Origin of the sequence: Rhizobium esperanzae, assembly GCF_002204185.1 — a bacterium.
GTDB lineage: Bacteria > Pseudomonadota > Alphaproteobacteria > Rhizobiales > Rhizobiaceae > Rhizobium > Rhizobium esperanzae.
This window is the reverse complement of sequence record NZ_MXPU01000002.1, coordinates 119442-140948: the sequence shown is the minus strand read 5'-3', so window position 1 is coordinate 140948 and position 21507 is coordinate 119442. Positions and strand designations below refer to the sequence as shown.

The window sequence follows — 21507 nt, the reverse complement described above, 5'->3', positions numbered from 1 at the left end:
AAGGGGCTGAAAGCCTTGAGCCAAATCGCATTCTGGGGGGCCGTCGAGCTCGGCCTGGTCTATTCCTTCGTCGCCCTCGGCGTCTATCTCGCCTTCCGCGTCCTCGATTTTCCCGACCTGACGGTGGACGGTTCCTTTCCGCTCGGCGCCGCAGTGACAGCCGTTCTGATCATTGCCGGCGTCAATGCCTGGCTTGCGGCTTTGATCGCGATGGCGGCAGGAGCGGGCGCGGGCATGGTGACGGCGCTGCTCAACGTGCGCTTCAAGATTCTCAACCTGCTTGCCTCGATCCTGACGATGATCGCGCTGTTTTCGGTCAACCTCAGAGTGATGGGCAAACCCAATGTCGCACTCATCAATGCCGACACGATGATCAGCCCGTTCTTCGGTCATGGTCTGCGTGATTTCTACGTGCGGCCGCTGTTCGTCGGCGTTCTCGTCGTCGTCGCGCTGATTCTGGTCTGGCGTTTTCTGGAAAGCGATGCCGGGCTTGCGATGCGCGCGACCGGCGCGAATGCGCGCATGGCCCGCGCCCAGGGCGTCGACACCAGCCGGCAGATCTATCTCGGTATGGCGATTTCGAACGCGCTGGTGGCGTTCGGTGGCGCCTTGTTTGCCCAGACCAACGGCTTTGCCGACGTCACTTCGGGCGTCGGCACGATCGTCGTCGGGCTTGCTGCCGTCATCATCGGCGAGACGCTGCTCGGACGCCGGGGTCTGCTGATCGCGCTCGTCGGCTGCGTGCTCGGCTCGATCCTCTATCGCATCGCCATCCAGCTGGCGCTGTCGAGCGACGTCATCGGCCTGAAGGCCTCCGACCTCAACTTCGTGACGGCAGTTCTCGTGACCTTCGCACTCATTCTTCCCCGTCTTCGCCGAGGTGCCGCATCGTGATCAGCGTCAAGGACATCAAGGTCGTCTTCGGACGCGGCACGCCGCTGCAGAAGCAGGCGCTGAACGGGGTCAGCCTGACCATCGAGCAAGGCTCCTTCGTCACCGTCATCGGCTCTAACGGCGCCGGCAAATCGACGCTGCTCGGCGTGCTCGCCGGCGATGTCATCCCGAGCGAAGGACAGGTTCTGATCGGCAAGAGCGATGTGACGCGCAAATCGACGGCGGCGCGCGCCGGCCTGGTGGCGCGCGTCTTCCAGGATCCGCTGACGGGCAGCTGCGGTTCGCTGTCGATCGAAGAGAATCTTGCTCTGGCTGCCCGGCGTGGCGAAAAGCGCGGCCTTGTGCCGGCGCTTGGCGGCAAACGTCGGGACTTTTTCAAGGAGCGGATCGCCGAGCTCAATCTCGGGCTGGAAAACCGGCTGAAGGATCGCATGGACCTGCTTTCGGGCGGGCAGCGGCAGGCCGTTTCGCTCGTCATGGCCACTCTTGCCGGCTCGGAAGTGCTGCTGCTCGACGAACATACGGCAGCACTCGATCCTGGGATGGCCGAGTTCGTAATGAATCTCACGCAGAAGATCGTTGCCGAGCGCAAGCTGACGACGATGATGGTCACGCATTCCATGCGCCAGGCGCTGGATTACGGCCATCGCACGATCATGCTGCATGGCGGCGAGATCGTTCTCGACGTGGCGGGTGACAGCAGGAAGGACCTGCAGGTCGAAGATCTGATCGCCATGTTCCGCAAGATGCGCGGCCAGACGCTCGATGACGACGCTTTGCTGATCGGCTGAGCCGACAGCGGCCGATCGGCAAAGCCGACAGCGGCCTATCGCGCCTGGGTGAGCAGGATTTTGGCGGCGAAGACCGAGAAGACGCCGGCGAAGGTATAGTCCATGCCGCGCAGCACCTTCTTGTTGTTCTGCAGCCAGGAGGCCAGCCAGTCTGCGGCGAAGATGACGCTGGCATTGACGGGCATGCCGATCAGGATGAAGCAAAGCCCGAGGAAAAGCAGTTTCTGGGTGACGGCCGGATCGCCGGCGCTGACGAATTGCGGCAGAAAGGTCATGAAGAAAATGATGACCTTCGGGTTCAGAAGATTGACCCAGAAACCCGACGAGATGTTCGAAAGGGCTGTACCCTTCTGTTCCTCGACCTTGGCGACAGTGAGCTTAGAGCCGTAGCGGATCGCCTGCATCGCGAGCCAGAACAGGTAAGCGGCGCCGCCGGTCTTCAGGATCAGGAAGGCGGTCGGCGAGGCGGTGATCAGCGCCGAAATGCCAAAAGCGACCAGCATGGTATGGACGACAATGCCGAGGCTGGTGCCGACGACCACGAAGAGAGCAGGCTTCTTACCCTGCGCCAGCGCCCGGCTGATCGACAGCGTCATGTCAGGCCCCGGCGTTGCTGCGAGCAGCAGCGTGGCGGCAGCGAAGGCCAGAAGGGTCGGCAGGCTGGGCAGGAAATCCATGGGCATACTCTGAAAGCCGGGAAGACCCGACGATCTTTTATCCGGCTTTCAGAAAATTACCAATCAAACCTTCTCATGCGTGTCGCATTAAACTTGATTCATACGACGGGCATTCGCTATTTGCTCTATGTATGTCGTATCCCGGAACCGCTGGGCACGTTCGGGCGACATGCATTAGAGCCGATCACTTCTGATCCAGGAAGGCCTTGAACTTGTCGGCATAATCCTTGTGCCAGCGCGACAGCGGCGGACGGTTTTCGATGATGTCGCCCATCGCCCAGGCCATGCGGCGTTCGTCGACCGGACGGGCAACGTCGTTATCGGGGCAGAGGATATAGAAATCGCCGCGCTCCAGACTCTGCACCATGAAATCGACCGTCTGCTCCGGCGTCCAGGCGCCGGCCGGTTTTTCCGCGCGGTCGCCCTTGGTGAGGCCGGTGAAGACGAAGCCGGGGATCAAGAGATGCGCGGAGATCTTTCCGCCTTCGATGTTACGAAGCTCGTGTTCCAAGGCCTCGGTAAAGACCTTCACGCCTGATTTGGAGATATTGTAGGCGGGATTGCCGGGCGGCGTAGTGATGCCCTGCTTGGAGCCGGTGTTAATGATCAGGCCGGGTTCGCCGTGCGATAGCATCTTCGGGCCGAAGGTGCGTGTGCCGTTTATGACGCCCATCAGGTTGACGGCGAAGATGTGATCCCAGTTCGCCTGCGCGCTGAAGATCGAGGTCTCCGGACCGATCCCGGCATTGTTCATCAGCACATGCACCCGGCCGAAACGCTGGAGCACGGCGCGTTCGAGCGCCTCCAGAGAGTCCCGGCTGGCCACGTCGGTCTCGACCGCCATCACATCTTCTTCGCCGGCAATAGCCCTGAGTTCGTCGGCGGCGGCGGCCAGCCGATCGCCGCCGAGATCGGCGATGACGACGCTCATGCCGCGTCCGGCGAAATATTTCGCGGCGGCAAAGCCGATGCCGGAGGCGCCGCCGGTGACGACCGCGACGTTGGATTTCTTGAAAATCTCTTGAATATTCGTCACGGGGGGCCCCTCCTTGATCATTGTTCGGACGTTGGCGAATATGGGCTCCGCTTTCGCACTGTCAAACGCTATCGGCGCTGGCGGCGTCGCACTTGCCCTTGCGTCACGCGCCAATCTCGCTAAAAGTGCCGCGACACCGGGTTTTCGCCGGCCTTTATGCAACGGACCTCATCATCATGGCATCATACAAAGACGTGAAGAAAGTCGTGCTCGCTTATTCCGGCGGCCTCGACACCTCGATCATCCTGAAGTGGCTGCAGACGGAACTCGGCGCCGAAGTCGTCACCTTCACGGCCGATCTGGGCCAGGGCGAGGAGCTGGAGCCGGCGCGCAAAAAGGCCGAAATGCTGGGCATCAAGGAGATCTACATCGAGGACGTCCGCGAGGAATTCGTGCGCGACTTCGTCTTTCCGATGTTCCGCGCCAATGCTGTCTACGAGGGCGTCTATCTCCTCGGCACCTCGATCGCTCGTCCGCTGATCTCAAAGCATCTGATCGATATCGCCCGCAAGACCGGCGCCGATGCGATCGCCCACGGCGCGACCGGCAAGGGCAACGACCAAGTTCGCTTCGAGCTCTCCGCCTATGCCCTGAACCCCGACATCAAGATCATCGCGCCCTGGCGCGATTGGGCGTTCAAGAGCCGCACCGAGCTGTTGGCCTTTGCTGAACAGCATCAGATCCCGGTCGCCAAGGACAAGAAGGGTGAGGCTCCGTTCTCCGTCGACGCCAACCTTCTGCATTCCTCTTCCGAGGGCAAGGTTCTCGAGGACCCTGCCCAGGAGGCGCCGGAATATGTGCATATGCGCACGATCTCCCCGGAAGCAGCGCCCGATAAGGCGACGACAATCAAGGTCGGCTTCCGCAAGGGCGATGCCGTGTCGATCAATGGTGTCGAGATGTCGCCGGCGACGCTGCTCGCGACGCTCAACACCTACGGCCGCGACAACGGCATCGGCCGTCTCGATCTCGTCGAGAACCGCTTCGTCGGCATGAAGTCGCGCGGCGTTTACGAGACGCCCGGCGGCACGATCCTGCTCTCGGCGCATCGCGCAATTGAATCGGTCACGCTCGACCGAGGTGCCGCCCACCTCAAGGACGAGATTATGCCGCGTTACGCCGAGCTGATCTATTACGGCTTCTGGTTCTCGCCGGAGCGTGAGATGCTGCAGGCGCTGATCGACAAGAGCCAGGAGCATGTCGAAGGCGAAGTGACGCTGAAGCTCTACAAGGGCAACGTCATGGTCATCGGCCGCGAAAGCGAAAAGTCGCTCTATTCCGACAAGCTCGTCACTTTCGAGGACGATCAAGGCGCCTACGACCAGAAGGACGCAGCCGGCTTCATCAAGCTCAACGCGCTGCGCCTGCGCACGCTCGGCAAGCGGAACCTCGCGAAGTAATCGCGTTTCGCTTTCGAACAGAGATGAGCCCGCCGGCATCGCCGCGCGGGCTTTTTTGTGTCTCCTGAGAGCATGCGAGATGACCGCAGAGCTCACTCCTGCGCAAGCAATGTCCTTCCCGATGCGAATTGACGATCGTAGAAAATTCGCACCGACAGAACGACACCGGCGATCAGGACCGTCACCCCAGCGATTTCGATTGGGGTCGGCCAGCGGGCATGCACGACAAGTCCTCCGATGACGCCGAAGGCTGTTTCCGAAACGATCAATTGCGCGGCCAAGGCGACGGGCAGGCTTCGTGACGCAATGTTCCAGGCCCAGACGCCGCCCACGGTTGCCAGCAGCGCCAAAGATGTACCCCAAGCATACAAGCTGCCGGCGGAACTCCAGCCGAATCCCAACGCGGGGAGCTTGAAGACGCCCATCGCGGCACCGAGGGGATAGAAGACCAGCATCAAGACGCCGCCGCCCACCAGTGTGAGCGCCGACCAGACACCGGAAGGCATTTCCGGTCGGGCGGTGAGTGCGGCCTGATTGGCAAGAGCGAACCAGACCCAAAGTCCCACGGCAGCGAGCGCCAGCGGCACGCCGACCCACGAGGATTCGACTGAATTCAGTCCTTCAGGGGTGAATGCCGTGCCATTGACCAGAACAAGGCCGATCAGCACGAGCGTCAAAGGCGGCATAAGGGACCGCCATGGCAAGGATTCCTGACGCTGATTGCCAATGACCATCAAGACGATCGGTACCAGGCCGAGGAAGGCCGGCGCAATGACGGGGCCGGCAAAGATGGCCGCTCCCGTTACCGTCAGAAAGTAACCGACATATCCCACGAAGGCGAGCCAAAGGGCCTGCAAAACGTTCCGGAGGGTGAGATGGCGCGCGACGTGCTTCTCCGAAAACAGGATGAACAGACCGACGAGGGCCGAGACGAGATGACGGATGAGAGCGAAATCGAAGGTGGAATAGCCGCCGATGATGAAGGGCACGATAAAGTTGAGCGAAAAGGCGAAGGCCGCAAAGAGAGCGGCCGACACGCCGACATAGAAGGATCTGTCCATAATCTTCACCCCTTTGACGTTGCGCGCGCCCCGAGCTTTTGCCTCCGTGAGGCCGAACGATTCGACCGAGTAGCCGAGTTTACTGGCCGAGAGCCTTGGCCGGTACTCGGTGAAAATGAGAGCCACCCTCTCGATGCTCATCGGTTTCTTGAGGTCGTGCGCAACGCCCGAGCGGCCATAGCGTCGCTGAGACAACTGCATCGCCTATTCAGCAGAACCGATTTTTCATATCCTCCGACATCGCGGCTTCTAATTGTGGGGGCGTTATGGATCGGCTTGATGCAATGCGGGTTCTGCTTGCGGTGGTGGACGCCGGGAGCTTGTCGGCGGGCAGCCGGAGGCTGAACGCACCGCTGCCGAGCGTCAGCCGCAAGGTCGCCGATCTGGAGCGATACCTCGGCACGAACCTCATCATCCGAACGAGCCGCAACCTGCAGCTCACCGACGCCGGTCGCGACTATGTCGAGGCGGCGCGGAAGATTATCGCCGATCTGGAGGAGGTCGAACGCAGGGCGTCGGGCGAATATCAGATGCCGCGGGGACTGCTGACCATCACCATACCGATCGAATTCGGTCACCGCTATGTTCTGCCGATCGCACTCGACTTCGTGAACAGGCATCCGGAGGTCACGCTGAATATTCTTTCACTCGACCGCTCCGTTCATCTGGTCAACGAGCAGGTCGATGTCGCCATTCGGCTTGGTGAGTTGATCGATAGTTCGCTCTACGCCGTCAAGGCCGGCGAGTTCCGTCTGCTGACCTGCGCAAGCCCGGCCTATCTGGAACGGCATGGCATTCCGCAGCATCCCACCGAGCTCGCCAATCACGATGGGATCATGTTTCACAAGCGGTCGTTCTTTTGGAGTTTCGAGATGGAGGGGAAGCCTGTCGAGGTCATGCCACGGAGCCGGATCGAGGTGAACACGGCGGCCAATTGCGTTGCCGCCGCACTGAATGGGGTCGGAATCGCCCGCCTGTTCGACTACCAAGTTCCGGAGGAGGTGTCCTCGGGCGCGCTCGTGCAGATCTTGAAGGACTATGACGGCGAACCCAAGCCGATCCACATCGTCTATTCGCGTCAGGGCTTGCTCGCTCTGAAGGTGCGCGCCTTCATCGATTGGGCACTCCCCCGCCTTCGCGCGGCTTGCGGCAGCTATGACGATGTGCCGTCACTGAAATGAAGCGCCTACTTCTTTGACGATAGCCGCGGCGAAGCGTGGCCATCGTCACATTGATGGTTGCTCTTCCGCGTCACGGATAACGCGATCGATCTGCGCTTGAAGGCGAGGGCCGATCAGCAGGATGGCGGGGATGACTATGAGATAGGCGATGCTCCACGACCGCAGCCATGTCAGGACGAACCCCTTCGAGAAGCCCAGATTGAGCGCGAGCAGCGTGAAAGAGATCAGTCCCGTCGTCACGACGCCCATCGACAGAGCGAAGATGATCTTGCGTTTGAAATGCGTGTTCATGTCGGTCTCCCTGACGGATGTGAAAGCGGGATCGCTTCAGCGATCGCGTTTTCGGTTGGTGCCCTGACGATCGCGTAACTCCGGCACCGGCGGTAGCGAGAGAAAACGAGAGGCTCACTCTCGCTTCTGCTCGCTACCGGATCGCATTTGCGAAGCTCATCTTCCCGTCATCGCAGTCCAAGACCCATTGATCCTGGGTGCGCAAGTCGGCCGCCGCAACATCGCCGGCTGAAATCCGGCAAGGAGTATCCGAATGTCGACAGTCATCTACACAGGTAAAACCAGCACTACCGGCGGGCGCGACGGCACGCGCAGTTCCGATGGACGCCTCGACGTGACATTGTCCCCGCCCGGTTCCTCGGGTGTAGGCACCAATCCCGAGCAGCTCTTCGCTGCGGGTTGGTCTGCCTGTTTCCTCGGCGCGATCGGAAGGGCGGCCGCGGAGCGCCAGCTGCGCGTGCCTGCCGACGCTGCCATCGATGCCGAGATCGATCTGGTCTGGAATGACGGCGGCTATGTGCTGCAGGCGCGGCTAAACGCGAAGCTGCCGGGCATCGAGATGGATCTCGCCAGGTCTCTGCTCGAGCGTGCGCACCAGCTCTGCCCCTATTCCAAAGCAACCCGCGGCAATATCGCCGTCGAACTCAACGTCGCCTGATCGGTCTCCGATCAAGGCCTTCCAATCCGATATCGCGCCGGCGTCCCGACATATGTCGGCCATGACCAGCGCGACAACCAGAGGATTTTGTCATGATCACGACCGCAAAAGTCATCGCAACGGCAGCTTTGCTGCTTGCCGCCGGCACGCCCATCCACGCGGAAACGACGACGCAGTTCCTTCCCATCAAGAACGAGCCCGCACCCGAGCTCGTCGTGGATCAGCCCCTTGCGGGACCGCTCGCGAGCCGAGCGGTGGCCATCATTCCCTATCGAACCGAGAATTTCCGCATCCTGCCAATCTTTGGCGCCAGCGCCAGCGACGTCTCGCCGAGGGCCGGTCACCTTCATGTCAGCATCGACGACCAGCCTTGGAGGTGGGCCGATGCGGGCGGCACCGGCGCTATCGTCCTCACCGCCCTGCCGCCAGGCGAGCACAAGGTGCTCATCGAAATGGCCACGCCGGAACATGAAGTGCTCGGTGGAAAAGTCGTGAAGTTTACCGTACCGGCAATCAACAGCGCGCACCATTAGAGGCGAATTCGGCGGTGGCTACCTGAGCCGGGAGCCACCGCCATGCCCTTGATGCATGCCGGGGATGCCTTACTCTGCCTCGGTCACCCTCGGAGCTTTTCCATGACGCAGTCCCTGCTCTTCGGCGCCTTCCTGGCGGCGCTTTTCTACGTGCTCATTCCCGGACCCGCTTTCCTGCAGCTGCTCGGCATCGGCGCCGGGCAGGGGCGCAAGGCCGGCGCCTTGTTTATGATGGGGCATCTCGTCGGGGACATCATCTGGTCGTCGCTGGCCCTGATCGCGATCGTTGGAGCGAAGACGATCGGAACCTTCGTCTTCGATCTGCTCGGCCTTGCGTGCGGCTTCTATCTCGCCTGGATCGGCTGCAGCGCCGTCAACGCCAAGCCGAAAGCGGACGGGCGGGCCCTCGTCATGGTCGAGCGTCCGTTTCGCCGCGGTCTGATTTTCGGCGTCACCAATCCGAAGGGTTATCCGGTCGCTCTCGCCACCTTCACTGCGCTGGTCGCCGGTTCGGCCGGCGCACTCGATTTCGAGGCGCTGCCGGTGCTTCTCGCCGTGTCCTTCCTCGGTTTCGTTACCGCCGACATTATCCTCATCGGCATCATCGGCGCCGGTGCGGTGCGCCACTTCTATCGCGCCCATGAGCGGCTGATCGTGCGCACATCCGGCGTGCTCTTCATGGGTTTTGCCGTCCAGGCGCTCTGGCACGCGACGCCGGGCCTGCTTGGCTGGCGCCGCGCCTTATTTAGCCATCCAGGAAATTGACGATCGATTTCAGGGTCTGGACTTCATGAGGGTCGCCGATCGACATGGCGATCTGCAGCTGGTTTCGGTAATAATCGAGGAAATTGAAGCTCGTGCCGTCGGTGACGCTGGAGAGATCGATGAGATTGCCGAGCGGATCGATCGCGTGCATCGGCAGCGGTTCGGAATCGCGGCATAGGTATTCTGGTCGATCAGGCCGCTGTCAAAGCTTTGGCGCGCGTAGTTGCGCAATTGTCCGGGGCTGACCGCGGTGAAATCGGGGCCCTCGTCGACATTGCCTTCAATATGAAAGGAGGCCGGCGCCGGAGCTCTGGTCTCGATTTGAATATCCGTGGTCTTCGAATTTTTTGCGTTATTAGGATTGTTTTTAAATAGCAAACTCTGAGAAGACCGCACAGAAAAAATTTCCATGGCGCATGTCCCCTGAACAAGAAGATCATCGGGAAACTAGCGCTTGCGCGTGATTCGCGTCAATCGTTAACAAATGGTTAATTTCCATGCGTCAAATTTTGTCCACCAGATTTATCTGATGTCCACCGCTTTTGCCGCTGAGGCAAAAGGCCCCGCCGGCGACATACCAATTCTGCGGCCGCTCTCCTATATTGACCATCTATTCGCATACCAAAAGGAATTCTCCGATGGCTTCTCCCCACGATTTCAATCCGGCGCTCGTCAACTGGGACGCTCTCCACGGCCTGCCACGGTTCGATGCCATCGATGACGGCGATTTTTCCGCCGCTTTCGACGCCGCACTCGCCGCGCATGAACAGGAGATCGACGAGATTGCCGGAAACAGTGATGCGCCGACCTTCGACAATACGGTGGTGGCGCTGGAGATTGCCGGCGATGCGCTCTCGCGCGTTTCGGCGCTGTTCTGGAACAAGGCGGGCGCACATACCAACGAGGTCATCCAGGCGCTGGAGCGGGAGATTTCGCCGAAGATGTCACGGCACTATTCCAAGATCGGGATGAACGCCGCGCTCTTTGCCCGCATCGACACGCTTTGGGAGAACCGTGAGAACCTCGGCCTGACGCTGGAGCAGACGCGGGTGCTGGAGCGGCATTGGAAGGGTTTTGTCAAATCCGGCGCCAAGCTTGAAAAACCCGAGCAGGAGAAACTTGCGGCGATCAATGAAAAACTCGCGGGCCTCGGAACACAGTTCGGTCAGAACGTACTGGCCGATGAGAAGGCCTGGGCGCTCATCCTTTCCGAGGGCGCGGAACTCGACGGGCTGCCGGAATTCCTGCGCGACGCGATGGCGGCGGCGGCGCGCGAACGTGGTGAAGACGGCAAATATGCGGTGACGCTGTCGCGCTCGATCATAGAGCCGTTCCTGACCTTTTCGGAGCGCCGGGACCTGCGCGAACAGGCTTTCAATGCGTGGGTGGCGCGCGGCGCAAACGGCGGGGAAACCGACAACCGCGCCGTCATCAAGGAAACGCTGGCGCTGCGCCATCAGGTGGCGAAGCTGCTCGGCTACGGCAATTTCGCCGAGCTGAAACTCGACAACACAATGGCGAAGACGGCAGATGCGGTGAACGGCCTGTTGAAAGCCGTCTGGGCGCGGGCGGTGAAACGCGCCGGAGAGGAAGAGGTCGACATCGCGACGCTGATCGCCGAGGAGGGCCGGAACCATGAGGTGATGCCCTGGGACTGGCGCCACTACGCCGAAAAGATCCGAGCCCGGAAGTTCGATTTTTCCGAGGCCGAGCTCAAGCCTTATCTGCAGCTCGAAAAAATCATCGACGCCTGCTTCGACGTGGCCGGCCGGCTGTTCGGCATCCGCGCGGTCGAGAAGAAGGGTGTCGCGGCCTATCACCCCGACGTCAGGGTGTTCGAAATCAGGGGTCGGGACGACAGGCTGGTCGCCCTCTTCCTCGGCGACTATTTCGCCCGCAGCTCGAAACGGTCAGGCGCCTGGATGAGCTCGCTGCAATCGCAGCACAAGCTTCAACTGAAGAACGGCCGACGCGGCGAGTTGCCGATCATCTACAATGTCTGCAATTTCGCCAAACCCGCCGAAGGCAAGCCGGCGCTGCTGTCGCTCGACGACGCCCGCACGCTGTTCCATGAATTCGGCCATGCGCTGCACGGCATGCTTTCAGACGTCACCTATCCCTCGGTCTCCGGCACCGGCGTCTCGCGCGATTTCGTCGAGCTGCCCTCGCAGCTGTACGAGCATTGGCTGACGGTCCCCGCCATCCTCAAGGAATATGCCGTGCATTTCGAGACGGGCGAGCCGATGCCGCAGGTGCTGCTCGACAAGGTGCTGGCGGCCCGCACCTTCAATGCCGGCTTCAATACGGTCGAGTTCACCTCGTCGGCGCTGGTCGACATGGCGTTTCATACGCGACAGGCCGTCGACGACCCGATGGCGGTGCAGGCGGAGGTGCTGGCCGAGATCGGCATGCCGAAGTCGATCGTCATGCGCCACGCCACACCGCACTTCCAGCACATCTTCTCCGGCGGTTATTCGGCCGGCTATTACTCCTACATGTGGTCGGAAGTTCTCGATGCCGATGCCTTTGCGGCTTTCGAGGAGACGGGAGACGCCTTCAACGGCGAGATGGCGCGCAAACTCAAGGAGAATATCTATTCCACCGGCGGCTCGGTCGACCCGGAAGATGCCTACAGGGCCTTCCGCGGCAAGCTGCCGAGGCCGGATGCGATGCTCGTCAAGAAGGGACTTGCGACCTTCGAGGAATTGACAGGCAGCGACGCTTAAGACAGTTTGATGACATCAAGCAAAGCGGCATGGTGAAAGCCATGCCGCAGCTTTCGCGCGCGACCCCCTTTCGCAATCGCGAAAAAAACGGTAAGAGCGCGCCAAACGTAAATGGCGCGTCCACTTGGCGTAGCGCCCCAGCCTCAGAGATTATGACATATGGCACTTCGCAACATCGCGATCATCGCGCACGTTGACCATGGCAAGACCACTCTTGTTGACGAGCTTCTGAAACAGTCCGGCTCGTTCCGCGAGAACCAGCGCGTCATGGAACGCGTGATGGACTCCAACGACATCGAAAAAGAGCGCGGCATCACCATTCTCGCCAAGGCGACTTCCATCGAATGGAAAGACACCCGCATCAACATCGTCGACACGCCCGGCCACGCCGACTTCGGCGGTGAAGTCGAGCGCATTCTGTCGATGGTGGACGGCGCGATCGTTCTCGTGGACGCCGCCGAAGGCCCGATGCCGCAGACCAAGTTCGTCGTCGGCAAGGCCCTCAAGGTCGGCCTGCGCCCGATCGTCGCCATCAACAAGATCGACCGTCCCGATGCGCGCGCCGACGAAGTGGTCAACGAAGTGTTCGACCTTTTCGCCGCGCTCGATGCGACCGACGAGCAGCTCGACTTCCCGATCCTCTACGGTTCCGGCCGCGCCGGCTGGATGAACTACGATCCTGCGGGCCCGACCGATCAAGGCCTTGCACCGCTGCTCGACCTCGTCGTCAAGCATGTGCCCGAGCCGAAGGTCGAGGAAGGTCCGTTCCGCATGATCGGCACGATCCTGGAAGCCAACAACTTCCTCGGCCGCATCATCACCGGCCGCATCGCTTCCGGTTCGATCAAGCCGAACCAGGCCGTCAAGGTTCTCGGCCAGGACGGCAAGCTGATCGAACAGGGCCGCATTTCCAAGATCCTCGCCTTCCGCGGCATCGAGCGCCAGCCGATCGAAGAGGCGCATGCGGGCGACATCGTCGCGATCGCCGGCCTCTCCAAGGGCACCGTCGCCGATACATTCTGCGATCCGGCGGTGACGGAAGCCCTGAAGGCGCAGCCGATCGACCCGCCGACGGTCACCATGTCCTTCATCGTCAACGACTCGCCGCTGGCCGGCACCGAAGGCGACAAGGTGACGAGCCGCGTCATCCGCGACCGGCTGTTCAAGGAAGCCGAAGGCAACGTTGCCCTCAAGATCGAGGAAAGCGCCGATAAGGACTCGTTCTTCGTCTCCGGCCGTGGCGAACTTCAGCTCGCCGTTCTGATCGAAAACATGCGCCGCGAAGGCTTCGAGCTTGCCGTTTCGCGTCCGCGCGTCGTCATGCACAAGGATGAGAGCGGCCAGCTGCTTGAGCCGATCGAAGAAGTCCTGATCGACGTCGATGAAGAACATTCCGGCGTCGTCGTCCAGAAGATGTCCGAGCGCAAGGCAGAGATGGTCGAGCTTCGTCCGTCGGGCGGCAATCGCGTCCGTCTGGTGTTCTACGCGCCGACCCGCGGCCTGATCGGCTACCAGTCCGAACTGCTGACCGATACGCGCGGCACGGCCATCATGAACCGCCTGTTCCACAGCTACCAGCCCTACAAGGGTGAGATCGGCGGCCGCGTCAACGGCGTGCTGCTCGCCAATGAAGCCGGTGAAGCCGTTGCGTACGCGTTGTTCAACCTGGAAGACCGCGGCCCGATGATCATCGACGCCGGCGAAAAGGTCTATATGGGCATGATCATCGGCATTCATACGCGCGACAACGACCTCGAGGTCAACGTTCTGAAGGGCAAGAAGCTGACCAACATCCGCGCCGCCGGCAAGGACGAAGCCGTCAAGCTGACCCCGCCGATTCGTATGACGCTGGAGCGCGCGCTCTCCTGGATCCAGGAAGACGAACTGGTCGAGGTCACGCCGAAGTCCATTCGCCTGCGCAAGATGTATCTCGACGCCAACGACCGCAAGCGGTTCGAAAAGACCAAGGCGGCCCTCTAAGAGCTCAGTCGTTACCGTTTTCAAACCCCGGCCTTCGAGCCGGGGTTTTTTATTGTGCGCTGCGCTGATTCCGACTTGTGACAATCGTTAAAAAAGCGTTAAATTTTATCCGTCGTCCACATATCAAGTCTGTGGGCAATCGATCACGATGCGCTCGCCGCATATGGTTAATTGCCTGCGGCAGGACCAGAGTAAACGTTATGAAGACGTTGTCGATCGATGTCCGGCGGGCCGAACCGCACGATGCCCGAGCCATTTCGGAAACGCACAGGCTCGCCTGGCAACACACTTATGCGGGCATCATTCCGCATCGCGCGCTGACGCAGATGATCGAGCGGCGCGGCGAAAACTGGTGGCGCAAGGCAACACGCGGACCCGCGACATTGCTGGTTCTCGATGTCGCTGGGACGGTCGCCGGCTATGCGACGCTCGGTCTCAATCGTGCCCGCGCGCTGCCGCAGGAAGGCGAAATCTACGAGCTTTATCTTCGCCCCGAATATCAGGGCATCGGTCTCGGCCACATGCTGTTCGGCGAGGCGCGCCGGCTGTTGAAGTCGCTCGGCTGCAACGGGCTGGTCGTCTGGTGCCTTGAAGAAAACGAGGCCGCCAGCCGCTTCTACCGCCATCACGGCGGGACCGATTTCTGCGAAGGCATGGAAAATTTCGACCACAAGCAGTTGAAGAAGATCGGTTTCATCTGGAACTGATCGGCCTGCTCGAGCGTCGCACGCCTCTCCTCTAAAGTTTTTGCGGCATCACGCCGGTGTCATCACGCATCGGTGATCTGCCGTGTTGCGTTGCGAGATGAAACTGATTATTTGGCTTCGAGCAATTCAACCCCGCGGGAGTATCCTATGCGCATCGACGCCATTTCAATCGGTAAGAATCCACCTGAAGACGTCAACGTTATCGTCGAGGTTCCTGTTGGCGGCCATCCGATCAAGTATGAAATGGACAAGGAGGCCGGCACGCTGGTCGTCGATCGTTTCCTCTACACGCCGATGACCTATCCGGGCAATTACGGTTTCGTACCGCACACCCTGTCTGAAGATGGCGACCCGATCGACGTGCTGATCGCCAGCACCCGGCCGCTGGTTCCGGGCTGCGTCATCAACGTTCGTCCGATCGGTGTCCTGAAGATGGAAGACAATTCCGGCAAGGACGAGAAGATCATTGCCGTGCCGTCGCCGAAGCTGACGCTGCGCTATGAGAAGGTGAAGGACTTTACCGATCTTCCGGAGATCACGCTGAAGCAGATCGAGCACTTCTTCGAACACTACAAGGATCTGGAGCCTGGCAAGTGGGTGAAGATCTTCGGCTGGGGCGATTCCAAGGAAGCCGGCCAGCTCATCATCGAAGCCGTCGAGCGGGCCAAGAAGGCGAAAGGCTGACCCGTCAGCCTAATAGCGCTTCGAGCTTTTTTATCAAATCCTCCGGGTCGCCCTCGATCCGGAGGATTTTTTTGCGCGCCGTCTCGCCGGAGACGAGGCTGACGCTGGATTTCGGAATGTGCAGCGACCGGGCGATCAACAGGATCAACGCCTTGTTGGCCTTGCCCTTCTCGGGCGCTGATGTGACGCGCGCCTTCAACAGGGTCTCGCCGTCGCCATCCGCCTCGATGCCATCGATCGCGTCACGCCCGCCATTCGGCGTCAGCCGAACGGCCAGGCGCAAGTGATCGCCGGAAAATCTCCAGGGAGGGCTCAAGCGACCAGCGGGTATAGCGTGGTCCAAAGGAAGGTACGCAGGAAGAAGATGATCACCAGCAGGATGATCGGCGAAATATCGATGCCGCCGAGATTCGGCAGCAGACGGCGGATCGGCTTCAGCGCGGGTTCGGTGACATTGTAGAGGAACATGCCGACCGAATTGACGAACTGGTTGCTGGAATTGATGACGTTGAACGCATAGAGCCAGGAGAAAACGGCACTGGCAATCAGGATCCAGGTGTAAATATTCAAAACCAAATCAATGGTTTGAAACAAGGCAAACATCGTCGTCTCCAATTGGTTGTTGACAGACATGTAGACATTGGCGACTAAACGGGCAAGTGCCGTGTCGAAACGCATGGCAGATCATGTTTAACGGGCGGCCTCGCAGCCCTTCCGGCGCCCGCTTCCTCGGACAAGGCCCATGTCGTTTTCGCCTACCGGAGACCGTTTCGCCGCGTTTCGGCATTCGTCCTACACGCGCTTCTTCTTCGCGCGCTTTCTGCTTTCCTTCTCGCAGCAGATCGTCAGCGTCGCCGTCGGCTGGCAGATGTACGACCAGACCGGCAAGGCGATCTATCTCGGCCTGATCGGTCTCGTGCAGTTCCTGCCGTCGCTGCTGCTCATCCTCGTCACCGGCTCCGTCGCCGATCGGCACAATCGCCGGGCCATCGCCGCTCTTTGCTCTCTGGTAAGCGCGCTCTGCACGCTGGCGCTGCTGGTCATGACGGCGACGGAGACCTTCGCGCCATGGCCGGTCTTTGCGGTGCTCCTTATTTTCGGGATCGAGCGTGCCTTCATGTCGCCGGCGGTGCAGTCTCTCGCACCCAATCTCGTGCCCGAGCACGCCCTTTCCAATGCGATCGCCTGGAATTCATCGTCCTGGCAGCTAGCCGCGATCACCGGGCCTGTTATCGGCGGCCTGCTCTACGGGGTCAGTGCGACGACCGCCTATACGGTGGCGGTCATCTTTTCCATCCTCGGCGCGGCTCTTCTCTTCATGATCCCGAAGCCGGAACAGAAGACGACAGGCGAGGCCAAGAGCTGGGCGATGATCCTTGGCGGTTTCAGCTTCATCCGCGCCGAAAAGGTCGTGCTCGGTGCGATCTCGCTCGATCTCTTCGCCGTTCTGCTCGGCGGTGCAACCGCACTGATGCCGATCTTCGCCCGCGATATTCTGACGCTTGGCCCCTGGGGCCTTGGGCTGCTACGGGCAGCACCGGGACTCGGCGCCATCGTCATGGCGATCTTCCTCGCCGCCTATCCGCTGAAACACCGCGCCGGCCTCTATATGTTCATCGGCGTCGCTCTGTTCGGCGTCGGCACCATCATCTTCGGCGCCTCGACCAATACCGAAATTTCGATCGCAGCACTGGCGCTGATGGGCGCGGCCGATATGGTGTCGGTCTATGTGCGCGAGAGCCTGATCGCGCTCTGGACGCCGGATCAGCTCCGCGGCCGGGTCAATGCGGTCAACATGGTGTTCGTCGGCGCTTCGAACGAGCTCGGGGAATTCAGGGCGGGCACGATGGCATCGGTCTTCGGTGCCGTGCCGGCAGTCATCGTCGGCGGGATCGGAACTCTGGCGGTTGCGGCGATCTGGGCTTCCAGTTTCCCGAAGCTGCGCCGGATCGACACGCTCGACGCGCCCGCCTGAGCGACGGGATTATGCGTGCAGAGTGATAGACGGTGTCGCCTTCGCCGACTTTCCCTCAAAGACGAGATCGAGGAATTCTGTCAACCAGGCTCTCAGCGGCGCGTCGAACAGCATGCGGCCTTCGAGGTGTTCGCGGCCCTGCTGGGCGTTCGGCAGAATGAAGCGGTGCGCGCCGTGCACGACCCAGCGATGCATCATCACCCGGGTGAGCTCGGCATGGAACTGCAGGCCCCAGGCGTTGCCGTCGTAATGGAAGGCCTGGTTCGGGTAGGCATCGCCTTCGGCGAGCAGATCGGCGCCGTGTGGCAGCTCGAAACCTTCGCGGTGAAAATGATAGACCATCTTCGGCCAGTGCATCAGCAGGCGGCCCTTCTCGGTCGGGTGCAGCGGGTACCAGCCGATCTCCGTCGAGCCGTCGGCATTCGGCTGCACCTTGCCGCCGAGGTGACGCACCAGCATCTGGGCACCGAGGCAGATACCGAGAAAAGGGCGTTTTTCCCGTAGCGGGACCTCGATCCAGTCGATCTCCTTCTTGATGAAGTCATCCGGATCGTTGGCGCTCATCGGTCCGCCGAAGACGACGGCGCCGGCATGATCTGCGAGCGTCGTCGGAAGCGGATCGCCGAGGACCGGGCGACGGATGTCGAGGCAGTAGCCTTTTTCGACCAGCAATTGCCCGACACGGCCGGCACTGGACCGCTCCTGATGCAGGACGATAAGGATCGGGCGCCGGTCGCGGTCCGGATTTTGCTCAGTCGGCATCATCTTGCGCAACCTGGATATCCGTGACCCTGGCGGCCGCCTCCTGCCGCTTCTGGATGCGTTCGCGTGAGGAGACCCCGAGCAGATCGGCGATACGCCAGATGACATGGTCTTCCATCTCGCTGCGCTCGCCATCGGCGTAAACGATGTCCCAGAGAATGCCGATCAGCTCCAGCCGTTGTTCGGTATCGAGATGGCGTTTCAGGTCGGCGGTGAAGCGATAGTAGTCGACGGCGGAGCTTTCGGCTTCGAGGCCGGCGGCCATCAAAGCATCGAGCTGCTTGCTGTCGAGCGAATACTGCTCCTTCAAGAGCTTGCGCAGCCGCTTCTTTTCACTGGCCTTGATCTGACCGTCGGCCTCCATGACCTGCATGCAGAGTGCTGCCACTGCTATGCGCGGGTCATCGGGAGCAAAGCCTTTCTTCGGGCGGTCGGCGGTGAGCTTCTGGAAGAATGCCTGAAAGCGTTCGAACATGCGGGTTTCGTTCCGTGTCAGAAAAGGCGAAGCCGTGTCTTGGGTTCCGGTTCCGTCCTGGGATCGCGAACGCCGGGATCATCCGGCAGTCCGCCGAAAAAGGGCTTTGCTTCGTTCGGTGCTGGCGCTTTGTCGCTGGCGGTGGATTCGACGGGTTTCGGCTTTGCCGGTGCCGGTGCCGGGCGCACGGCCTCGGCGATCGTCGCGGCGCGTTCCAGCTCAATGATGCGGTGATCGTTGACCGGGCTTTCCGGCTTGACGTCACGCAGCGGCGGCAGGGTTTTCAGGGCGTTTTCGATCGAGGCGGGCGCCGACCCGTCTTCGAGCGGCCCCTCGATCTGACCGAAAGGCGCCTTCCATTCGAAGGCGTCGAGACGACCCGTGACCGGCGACACCGGCAGCCATTTGTCGGAGACGAAACCATCCGCCACCCAGGCGGGATCGCGCGGGGCTTTCAGTGCCTGGGCCAGCCAGTGGCGCACGCGGCCCTGGTCGCCGGTCTCGGCTTCCTCGATGTCGGCCAGGAGCAGGAAGGCGGCTTCACGCGGCTCAATACGCGCCGCCGCTTCCGCCTTGGCGCGCGCCTTGGCGAATTCCTGCGCGTCGAGCGCCGCCTGGGCGACGATGAGAAGAGATTCGACGTTGTTCGGGCGCATCGTCTCCAGCCGCTCGGCGCGCTTCAGCCGGTCGAGCGTGGAATCGCCGCTGCGGGCTCTGACATAGGTCTGACCAATCTCGGGATGAGGCGCCGATTTCCACACCTGTTCGAGGATCGAAGCGGCCTTGCGCAGACCGCCTTCGCGGAACAGTGCCTTTGCTGCAATGAGAGCGGCCGGAACGAAATCGGCGGCGAACTTCAGCGCCTGCAGGGCGTCGTCGCGGGCGCCGGCCGGATTGCCTTCCAGCTTCTCGGCGGCGCGTGCCGTCAGGAGCACGGCGTGCAGGCGGTTGGCCTCGGGTTTTTCGACGACGCGGGCGGCCTTCTGTTGCTCGAGCAGACGGATCGCATCGTCCCAACGGCCGGCCTGGCTGCGATATTCGAGAGTCGCCTGGGCGGCCCAGGGCAGATAAGGGGCATTGTCGGCGGCCTTTTCGGCATATTGGCGGGCGGCCTCGTTGGCTCCGAGGCGGCGTGCTTCAAGATAGAGGCCGCGCAGGCCAAGCTCCCGTGTTTCCGGGTCATTGGCCATGGCCTCGAATTTGGCGCGCGCTTCGTCATGGCGGCCTTCGATCAGCGCGGCCTGAGCCTCGAGCAGGTTGATCAGCGGCTCCTGATCGGCGCGGATGAGGCCGCGCGAGCGAGCGGCCATCTTGCGGGCGAGTAATGCATTGCCTGCGCCGGCGGCGATCAGGCCGGTCGACAGCGCCTGATAGCCGCGGTCGCGCTTGCGGGCACGGAAATAGCGGGTCACCGAATGCGGCGAAGTCCAGACCAGGCGAACGAACCACCAGGCGATCATCACGGCGCCTATGAGGGCGATGATCGCGCTGACGGCGACGATCAGCTTGGTCTGGTAGATCTGGCCCTCCCAGATCAGCGAGATGTCGCCCGGACGATCGGCGAACCAGGAGAAGCCGTAGGCGAGAGCCAACACGAAGAGGGCGAAGACGACAAGACGGATCAGCATGGTCTTATCCTTCCTTGCCTGTGCCGGAAACCGCTTTCGACAGCGCCCCGCCAACCAGCTCCTCGACACGGATGCGCGCCTCCAGAGACTGTTTGAAGGCGGCGGACGCCTGCTTGCCGGAGGCCGGTAGAGCGTTCCATTCGGCGGAAGCGCCGGGTAGATCGCCGTTCTTCACCTTGTCCTCCAGGCGGGCGGCGATCGCTTCGACGCTCTCACCTTCGATATTGCCGACCGGACGGACCTTGACCAGCGATTTCGCGCTCGCCATCAGCCGGTCCGACCAGCTCTGGTTCGGCTCCGGCTGGTTGACAGTTTCGACGATTGTGGTCGCAACGTCGGGAACCTGGCGCATCAGTTCGGCGCGCGAGGGAACGCCTGTCTCGGCAAAGCCACGCAGGTCGGTGACGGCAGGATCGTCGGGCGCGACGCCGGCGAAGGTGTCGAGTTCGGCCAGGAACGGCCCGCCACGATCGATCGCTGCCTTCAGGGCGGCTGCCGCGATCGCCCGCGCGACGGCAACATCCTCGCGCGGCTCGTTGAGCTTCTTTTCGGCCTCGGCGAGGCGCTTGTCGATATCGGCGGCGCTGCTCGTCTGCTGGTCGGAGGACTGAGCCAGTGTCGAGCGCAGCTGGTCGACCTGACTGCTCAGCTCTGCAATCTTCTGGTTGAGCGCCTCGACATTTGCAGGATCGGCCGACGGCGCCGCCGCGGGGTTCTTCGCAGCCGTTTCCAACGCGGCGACCCGCGTCTCAAGCGCGCCGTCGCCCGCGCCTGCGGGATTGGCGGCAAGGTTGGCAACGGTCTGTTTCAAGCCGTCGATCTCGCCGGAGAGATCGGCGATCTCGGGCGAGGAGGTCTCAGGTGCGGAGGAACCGGGGAGGTAACCGGCATATTGAATGACGCCTGCACCAAGCAGCGCCACGAGGCCGCCGAATATGCCGGCGGCGATAAGACCGGAGGTGCCGGCGCCCCGCGGCGCGGCCTGTTCGGCAGGGGGCCTGGAGGACGGTTCGGCGGCTGCCGGCGTCTCCTCTTCCTCCTCCGGCTCCGATTCGGGCTTGTTTTCAGGTTCAGGCTGCGACGCCGCTTCGGTTTCGGGCGGACCGAGATCCGCAGGGGGGCTATCGGCGTCGCCGGAATCATTGTTCACCGGCTTTTCGGTATCGGCTTCGGAGGCGAAGTCCTGTGCATCGAGGTCGATCGTGACCGGCTCGTCGGCGCTCTTCGAATGGCGTGGCGGGTTTCCCGATACCATGAGGTCCTCTTTATCCTGCATTGCAACG

General features: G+C 61.7%; 22 protein-coding genes and 1 pseudogene. 12 read left to right on the top strand and 11 right to left on the bottom strand.

Features of this window, described 5'->3' with window-relative positions; genetic code table 11:
* The first annotated feature begins 15 nt into the window (after positions 1-15).
* Both B5E41_RS03000 and B5E41_RS02995 read left to right on the top strand, forming a co-directional pair.
* The gene (locus B5E41_RS03000) at positions 16-894 is read left to right on the top strand and encodes an ABC transporter permease (protein ID WP_088390950.1); all 879 of its coding nucleotides are present in this window, start codon (positions 16-18) and stop codon (positions 892-894) included.
* Positions 891-1685: an ABC transporter ATP-binding protein gene (locus B5E41_RS02995; protein ID WP_088390948.1), complete on the top strand. Its 795-nt coding sequence runs from the start codon at positions 891-893 to the stop codon at positions 1683-1685. Before B5E41_RS03000 ends, B5E41_RS02995 begins: the two co-directional genes overlap by 4 nt.
* A 35-nt stretch (positions 1686-1720) precedes the next feature.
* On the opposite strand, the gene B5E41_RS02990 is transcribed toward B5E41_RS02995, so the two are convergent.
* Together B5E41_RS02990 and B5E41_RS02985 are read right to left on the bottom strand one after the other, a co-directional pair.
* Positions 1721-2362 (bottom strand): LysE family translocator, encoded by a 642-nt coding sequence (locus B5E41_RS02990; protein WP_088390946.1) that lies wholly within the window; start codon positions 2360-2362, stop codon positions 1721-1723.
* Between the two features lie 184 nt (positions 2363-2546).
* Positions 2547-3398, bottom strand: coding sequence for an SDR family NAD(P)-dependent oxidoreductase (locus B5E41_RS02985; RefSeq protein ID WP_088391345.1), 852 nt, complete (start codon positions 3396-3398; stop codon positions 2547-2549).
* A gap of 176 nt (positions 3399-3574) precedes the next feature.
* On the opposite strand from B5E41_RS02985, the gene B5E41_RS02980 reads away from it, so the two are divergent.
* Positions 3575-4798 carry an argininosuccinate synthase gene (locus B5E41_RS02980; RefSeq protein ID WP_085861016.1) on the top strand — a complete coding sequence of 408 codons (1224 nt, stop codon included), beginning with the start codon at positions 3575-3577 and terminating at the stop codon, positions 4796-4798.
* A 92-nt stretch (positions 4799-4890) separates the two neighbouring features.
* On the opposite strand, the gene B5E41_RS02975 is transcribed toward B5E41_RS02980, so the two are convergent.
* Positions 4891-5859 (bottom strand): DMT family transporter, encoded by a 969-nt coding sequence (locus B5E41_RS02975; RefSeq protein WP_141098741.1) that lies wholly within the window; start codon positions 5857-5859, stop codon positions 4891-4893.
* Positions 5860-6125: 266 nt separating this feature from the next.
* Between B5E41_RS02975 and B5E41_RS02970 the strand changes: the two genes are divergently transcribed.
* A complete protein-coding gene (locus B5E41_RS02970) occupies positions 6126-7040 on the top strand; it encodes a LysR family transcriptional regulator (protein WP_088390944.1) in 915 nt (304 codons plus the stop codon).
* A 45-nt stretch (positions 7041-7085) separates the two neighbouring features.
* On the opposite strand, the gene B5E41_RS02965 is transcribed toward B5E41_RS02970, so the two are convergent.
* Positions 7086-7331 carry a DUF2798 domain-containing protein gene (locus B5E41_RS02965; protein ID WP_088390942.1) on the bottom strand — a complete coding sequence of 82 codons (246 nt, stop codon included), beginning with the start codon at positions 7329-7331 and terminating at the stop codon, positions 7086-7088.
* A gap of 253 nt (positions 7332-7584) precedes the next feature.
* Between B5E41_RS02965 and B5E41_RS02960 the strand changes: the two genes are divergently transcribed.
* From B5E41_RS02960 to B5E41_RS02950, 3 genes are all read left to right on the top strand, one after another.
* Positions 7585-7989: an organic hydroperoxide resistance protein gene (locus B5E41_RS02960; RefSeq protein ID WP_088390940.1), complete on the top strand. Its 405-nt coding sequence runs from the start codon at positions 7585-7587 to the stop codon at positions 7987-7989.
* A gap of 92 nt (positions 7990-8081) precedes the next feature.
* Positions 8082-8522 carry a DUF6130 family protein gene (locus B5E41_RS02955; protein WP_088390938.1) on the top strand — a complete coding sequence of 147 codons (441 nt, stop codon included), beginning with the start codon at positions 8082-8084 and terminating at the stop codon, positions 8520-8522.
* Between the two features lie 102 nt (positions 8523-8624).
* Positions 8625-9287 carry a LysE family translocator gene (locus B5E41_RS02950; protein WP_088390936.1) on the top strand — a complete coding sequence of 221 codons (663 nt, stop codon included), beginning with the start codon at positions 8625-8627 and terminating at the stop codon, positions 9285-9287.
* Here B5E41_RS02950 and B5E41_RS02945 read toward each other — a convergent pair.
* Positions 9268-9698 (bottom strand): annotated as a pseudogene (locus B5E41_RS02945) (hypothetical protein). The gene B5E41_RS02950 and the pseudogene B5E41_RS02945 sit on opposite strands and share 20 nt — an antisense overlap.
* Positions 9699-9925: 227 nt before the next feature.
* On the opposite strand from B5E41_RS02945, the gene B5E41_RS02940 reads away from it, so the two are divergent.
* The 4 genes from B5E41_RS02940 to ppa all read left to right on the top strand — a co-directional run bounded on the left by B5E41_RS02940 (position 9926) and on the right by ppa (position 15384).
* Positions 9926-12013: a M3 family metallopeptidase gene (locus tag B5E41_RS02940; protein WP_088390934.1), complete on the top strand. Its 2088-nt coding sequence runs from the start codon at positions 9926-9928 to the stop codon at positions 12011-12013.
* Between the two features lie 159 nt (positions 12014-12172).
* Positions 12173-13993, top strand: coding sequence for a translational GTPase TypA (gene typA / locus B5E41_RS02935; protein WP_011427108.1), 1821 nt, complete (start codon positions 12173-12175; stop codon positions 13991-13993).
* Positions 13994-14193: 200 nt separating this feature from the next.
* The gene (locus B5E41_RS02930) at positions 14194-14700 is read left to right on the top strand and encodes a GNAT family N-acetyltransferase (RefSeq protein WP_011427107.1); all 507 of its coding nucleotides are present in this window, start codon (positions 14194-14196) and stop codon (positions 14698-14700) included.
* 147 nt (positions 14701-14847) lie between these two features.
* Positions 14848-15384 carry an inorganic diphosphatase gene (ppa, locus tag B5E41_RS02925; protein WP_011427106.1) on the top strand — a complete coding sequence of 179 codons (537 nt, stop codon included), beginning with the start codon at positions 14848-14850 and terminating at the stop codon, positions 15382-15384.
* 4 nt (positions 15385-15388) lie between these two features.
* Here ppa and B5E41_RS02920 read toward each other — a convergent pair whose 3' ends face one another.
* Together B5E41_RS02920 and B5E41_RS02915 are read right to left on the bottom strand one after the other, a co-directional pair.
* The gene (locus B5E41_RS02920; protein ID WP_088390932.1) at positions 15389-15700 is read right to left on the bottom strand and encodes a DUF167 domain-containing protein; all 312 of its coding nucleotides are present in this window, start codon (positions 15698-15700) and stop codon (positions 15389-15391) included.
* Positions 15697-15987: a YggT family protein gene (locus B5E41_RS02915; protein WP_011427104.1), complete on the bottom strand. Its 291-nt coding sequence runs from the start codon at positions 15985-15987 to the stop codon at positions 15697-15699. The genes B5E41_RS02920 and B5E41_RS02915 overlap by 4 nt, the downstream gene beginning before the upstream one ends.
* A 139-nt stretch (positions 15988-16126) precedes the next feature.
* On the opposite strand from B5E41_RS02915, the gene B5E41_RS02910 reads away from it, so the two are divergent.
* The gene (locus B5E41_RS02910; protein WP_088390930.1) at positions 16127-17359 is read left to right on the top strand and encodes an MFS transporter; all 1233 of its coding nucleotides are present in this window, start codon (positions 16127-16129) and stop codon (positions 17357-17359) included.
* Positions 17360-17368: 9 nt separating this feature from the next.
* Here the strand turns inward: B5E41_RS02910 and B5E41_RS02905 are convergent, their stop codons facing one another.
* From B5E41_RS02905 to B5E41_RS02890, 4 genes are read right to left on the bottom strand one after another with little or no spacing between them, the layout of a single operon-like run.
* A complete protein-coding gene (locus tag B5E41_RS02905) occupies positions 17369-18124 on the bottom strand; it encodes a glutamine amidotransferase (RefSeq protein WP_064806387.1) in 756 nt (251 codons plus the stop codon).
* On the bottom strand, positions 18111-18596 hold the full coding sequence (locus tag B5E41_RS02900; protein ID WP_085860640.1) for a tellurite resistance TerB family protein: 486 nt from the start codon (positions 18594-18596) through the stop codon (positions 18111-18113). Before B5E41_RS02900 ends, B5E41_RS02905 begins: the two co-directional genes overlap by 14 nt.
* Positions 18597-18613: 17 nt before the next feature.
* Positions 18614-20224 carry a heme biosynthesis protein HemY gene (locus tag B5E41_RS02895; RefSeq protein ID WP_088390928.1) on the bottom strand — a complete coding sequence of 537 codons (1611 nt, stop codon included), beginning with the start codon at positions 20222-20224 and terminating at the stop codon, positions 18614-18616.
* A gap of 4 nt (positions 20225-20228) precedes the next feature.
* A complete protein-coding gene (locus B5E41_RS02890; RefSeq protein WP_176439330.1) occupies positions 20229-21500 on the bottom strand; it encodes a COG4223 family protein in 1272 nt (423 codons plus the stop codon).
* Positions 21501-21507 lie beyond the last annotated feature (7 nt).

Coding starts and splice junctions, on each gene's coding strand:
- B5E41_RS02990 (WP_088390946.1), bottom strand. CDS start 2,362: ATGGATTTCCTGCCCAGCCTGCCGACCCTTCTGGCCTTCGCTGCCGCC.
- B5E41_RS02980 (WP_085861016.1), top strand. CDS start 3,575: ATGGCATCATACAAAGACGTGAAGAAAGTCGTGCTCGCTTATTCCGGC.
- B5E41_RS02975 (WP_141098741.1), bottom strand. CDS start 5,859: ATGGACAGATCCTTCTATGTCGGCGTGTCGGCCGCTCTCTTTGCGGCC.
- B5E41_RS02970 (WP_088390944.1), top strand. CDS start 6,126: ATGGATCGGCTTGATGCAATGCGGGTTCTGCTTGCGGTGGTGGACGCC.
- B5E41_RS02965 (WP_088390942.1), bottom strand. CDS start 7,331: ATGAACACGCATTTCAAACGCAAGATCATCTTCGCTCTGTCGATGGGC.
- B5E41_RS02960 (WP_088390940.1), top strand. CDS start 7,585: ATGTCGACAGTCATCTACACAGGTAAAACCAGCACTACCGGCGGGCGC.
- B5E41_RS02955 (WP_088390938.1), top strand. CDS start 8,082: ATGATCACGACCGCAAAAGTCATCGCAACGGCAGCTTTGCTGCTTGCC.
- B5E41_RS02950 (WP_088390936.1), top strand. CDS start 8,625: ATGACGCAGTCCCTGCTCTTCGGCGCCTTCCTGGCGGCGCTTTTCTAC.
- B5E41_RS02940 (WP_088390934.1), top strand. CDS start 9,926: ATGGCTTCTCCCCACGATTTCAATCCGGCGCTCGTCAACTGGGACGCT.
- typA (WP_011427108.1), top strand. CDS start 12,173: ATGGCACTTCGCAACATCGCGATCATCGCGCACGTTGACCATGGCAAG.
- B5E41_RS02930 (WP_011427107.1), top strand. CDS start 14,194: ATGAAGACGTTGTCGATCGATGTCCGGCGGGCCGAACCGCACGATGCC.
- ppa (WP_011427106.1), top strand. CDS start 14,848: ATGCGCATCGACGCCATTTCAATCGGTAAGAATCCACCTGAAGACGTC.
- B5E41_RS02915 (WP_011427104.1), bottom strand. CDS start 15,987: ATGTTTGCCTTGTTTCAAACCATTGATTTGGTTTTGAATATTTACACC.
- B5E41_RS02910 (WP_088390930.1), top strand. CDS start 16,127: ATGTCGTTTTCGCCTACCGGAGACCGTTTCGCCGCGTTTCGGCATTCG.
- B5E41_RS02905 (WP_064806387.1), bottom strand. CDS start 18,124: ATGATGCCGACTGAGCAAAATCCGGACCGCGACCGGCGCCCGATCCTT.
- B5E41_RS02900 (WP_085860640.1), bottom strand. CDS start 18,596: ATGTTCGAACGCTTTCAGGCATTCTTCCAGAAGCTCACCGCCGACCGC.
- B5E41_RS02895 (WP_088390928.1), bottom strand. CDS start 20,224: ATGCTGATCCGTCTTGTCGTCTTCGCCCTCTTCGTGTTGGCTCTCGCC.
- B5E41_RS02890 (WP_176439330.1), bottom strand. CDS start 21,500: ATGCAGGATAAAGAGGACCTCATGGTATCGGGAAACCCGCCACGCCAT.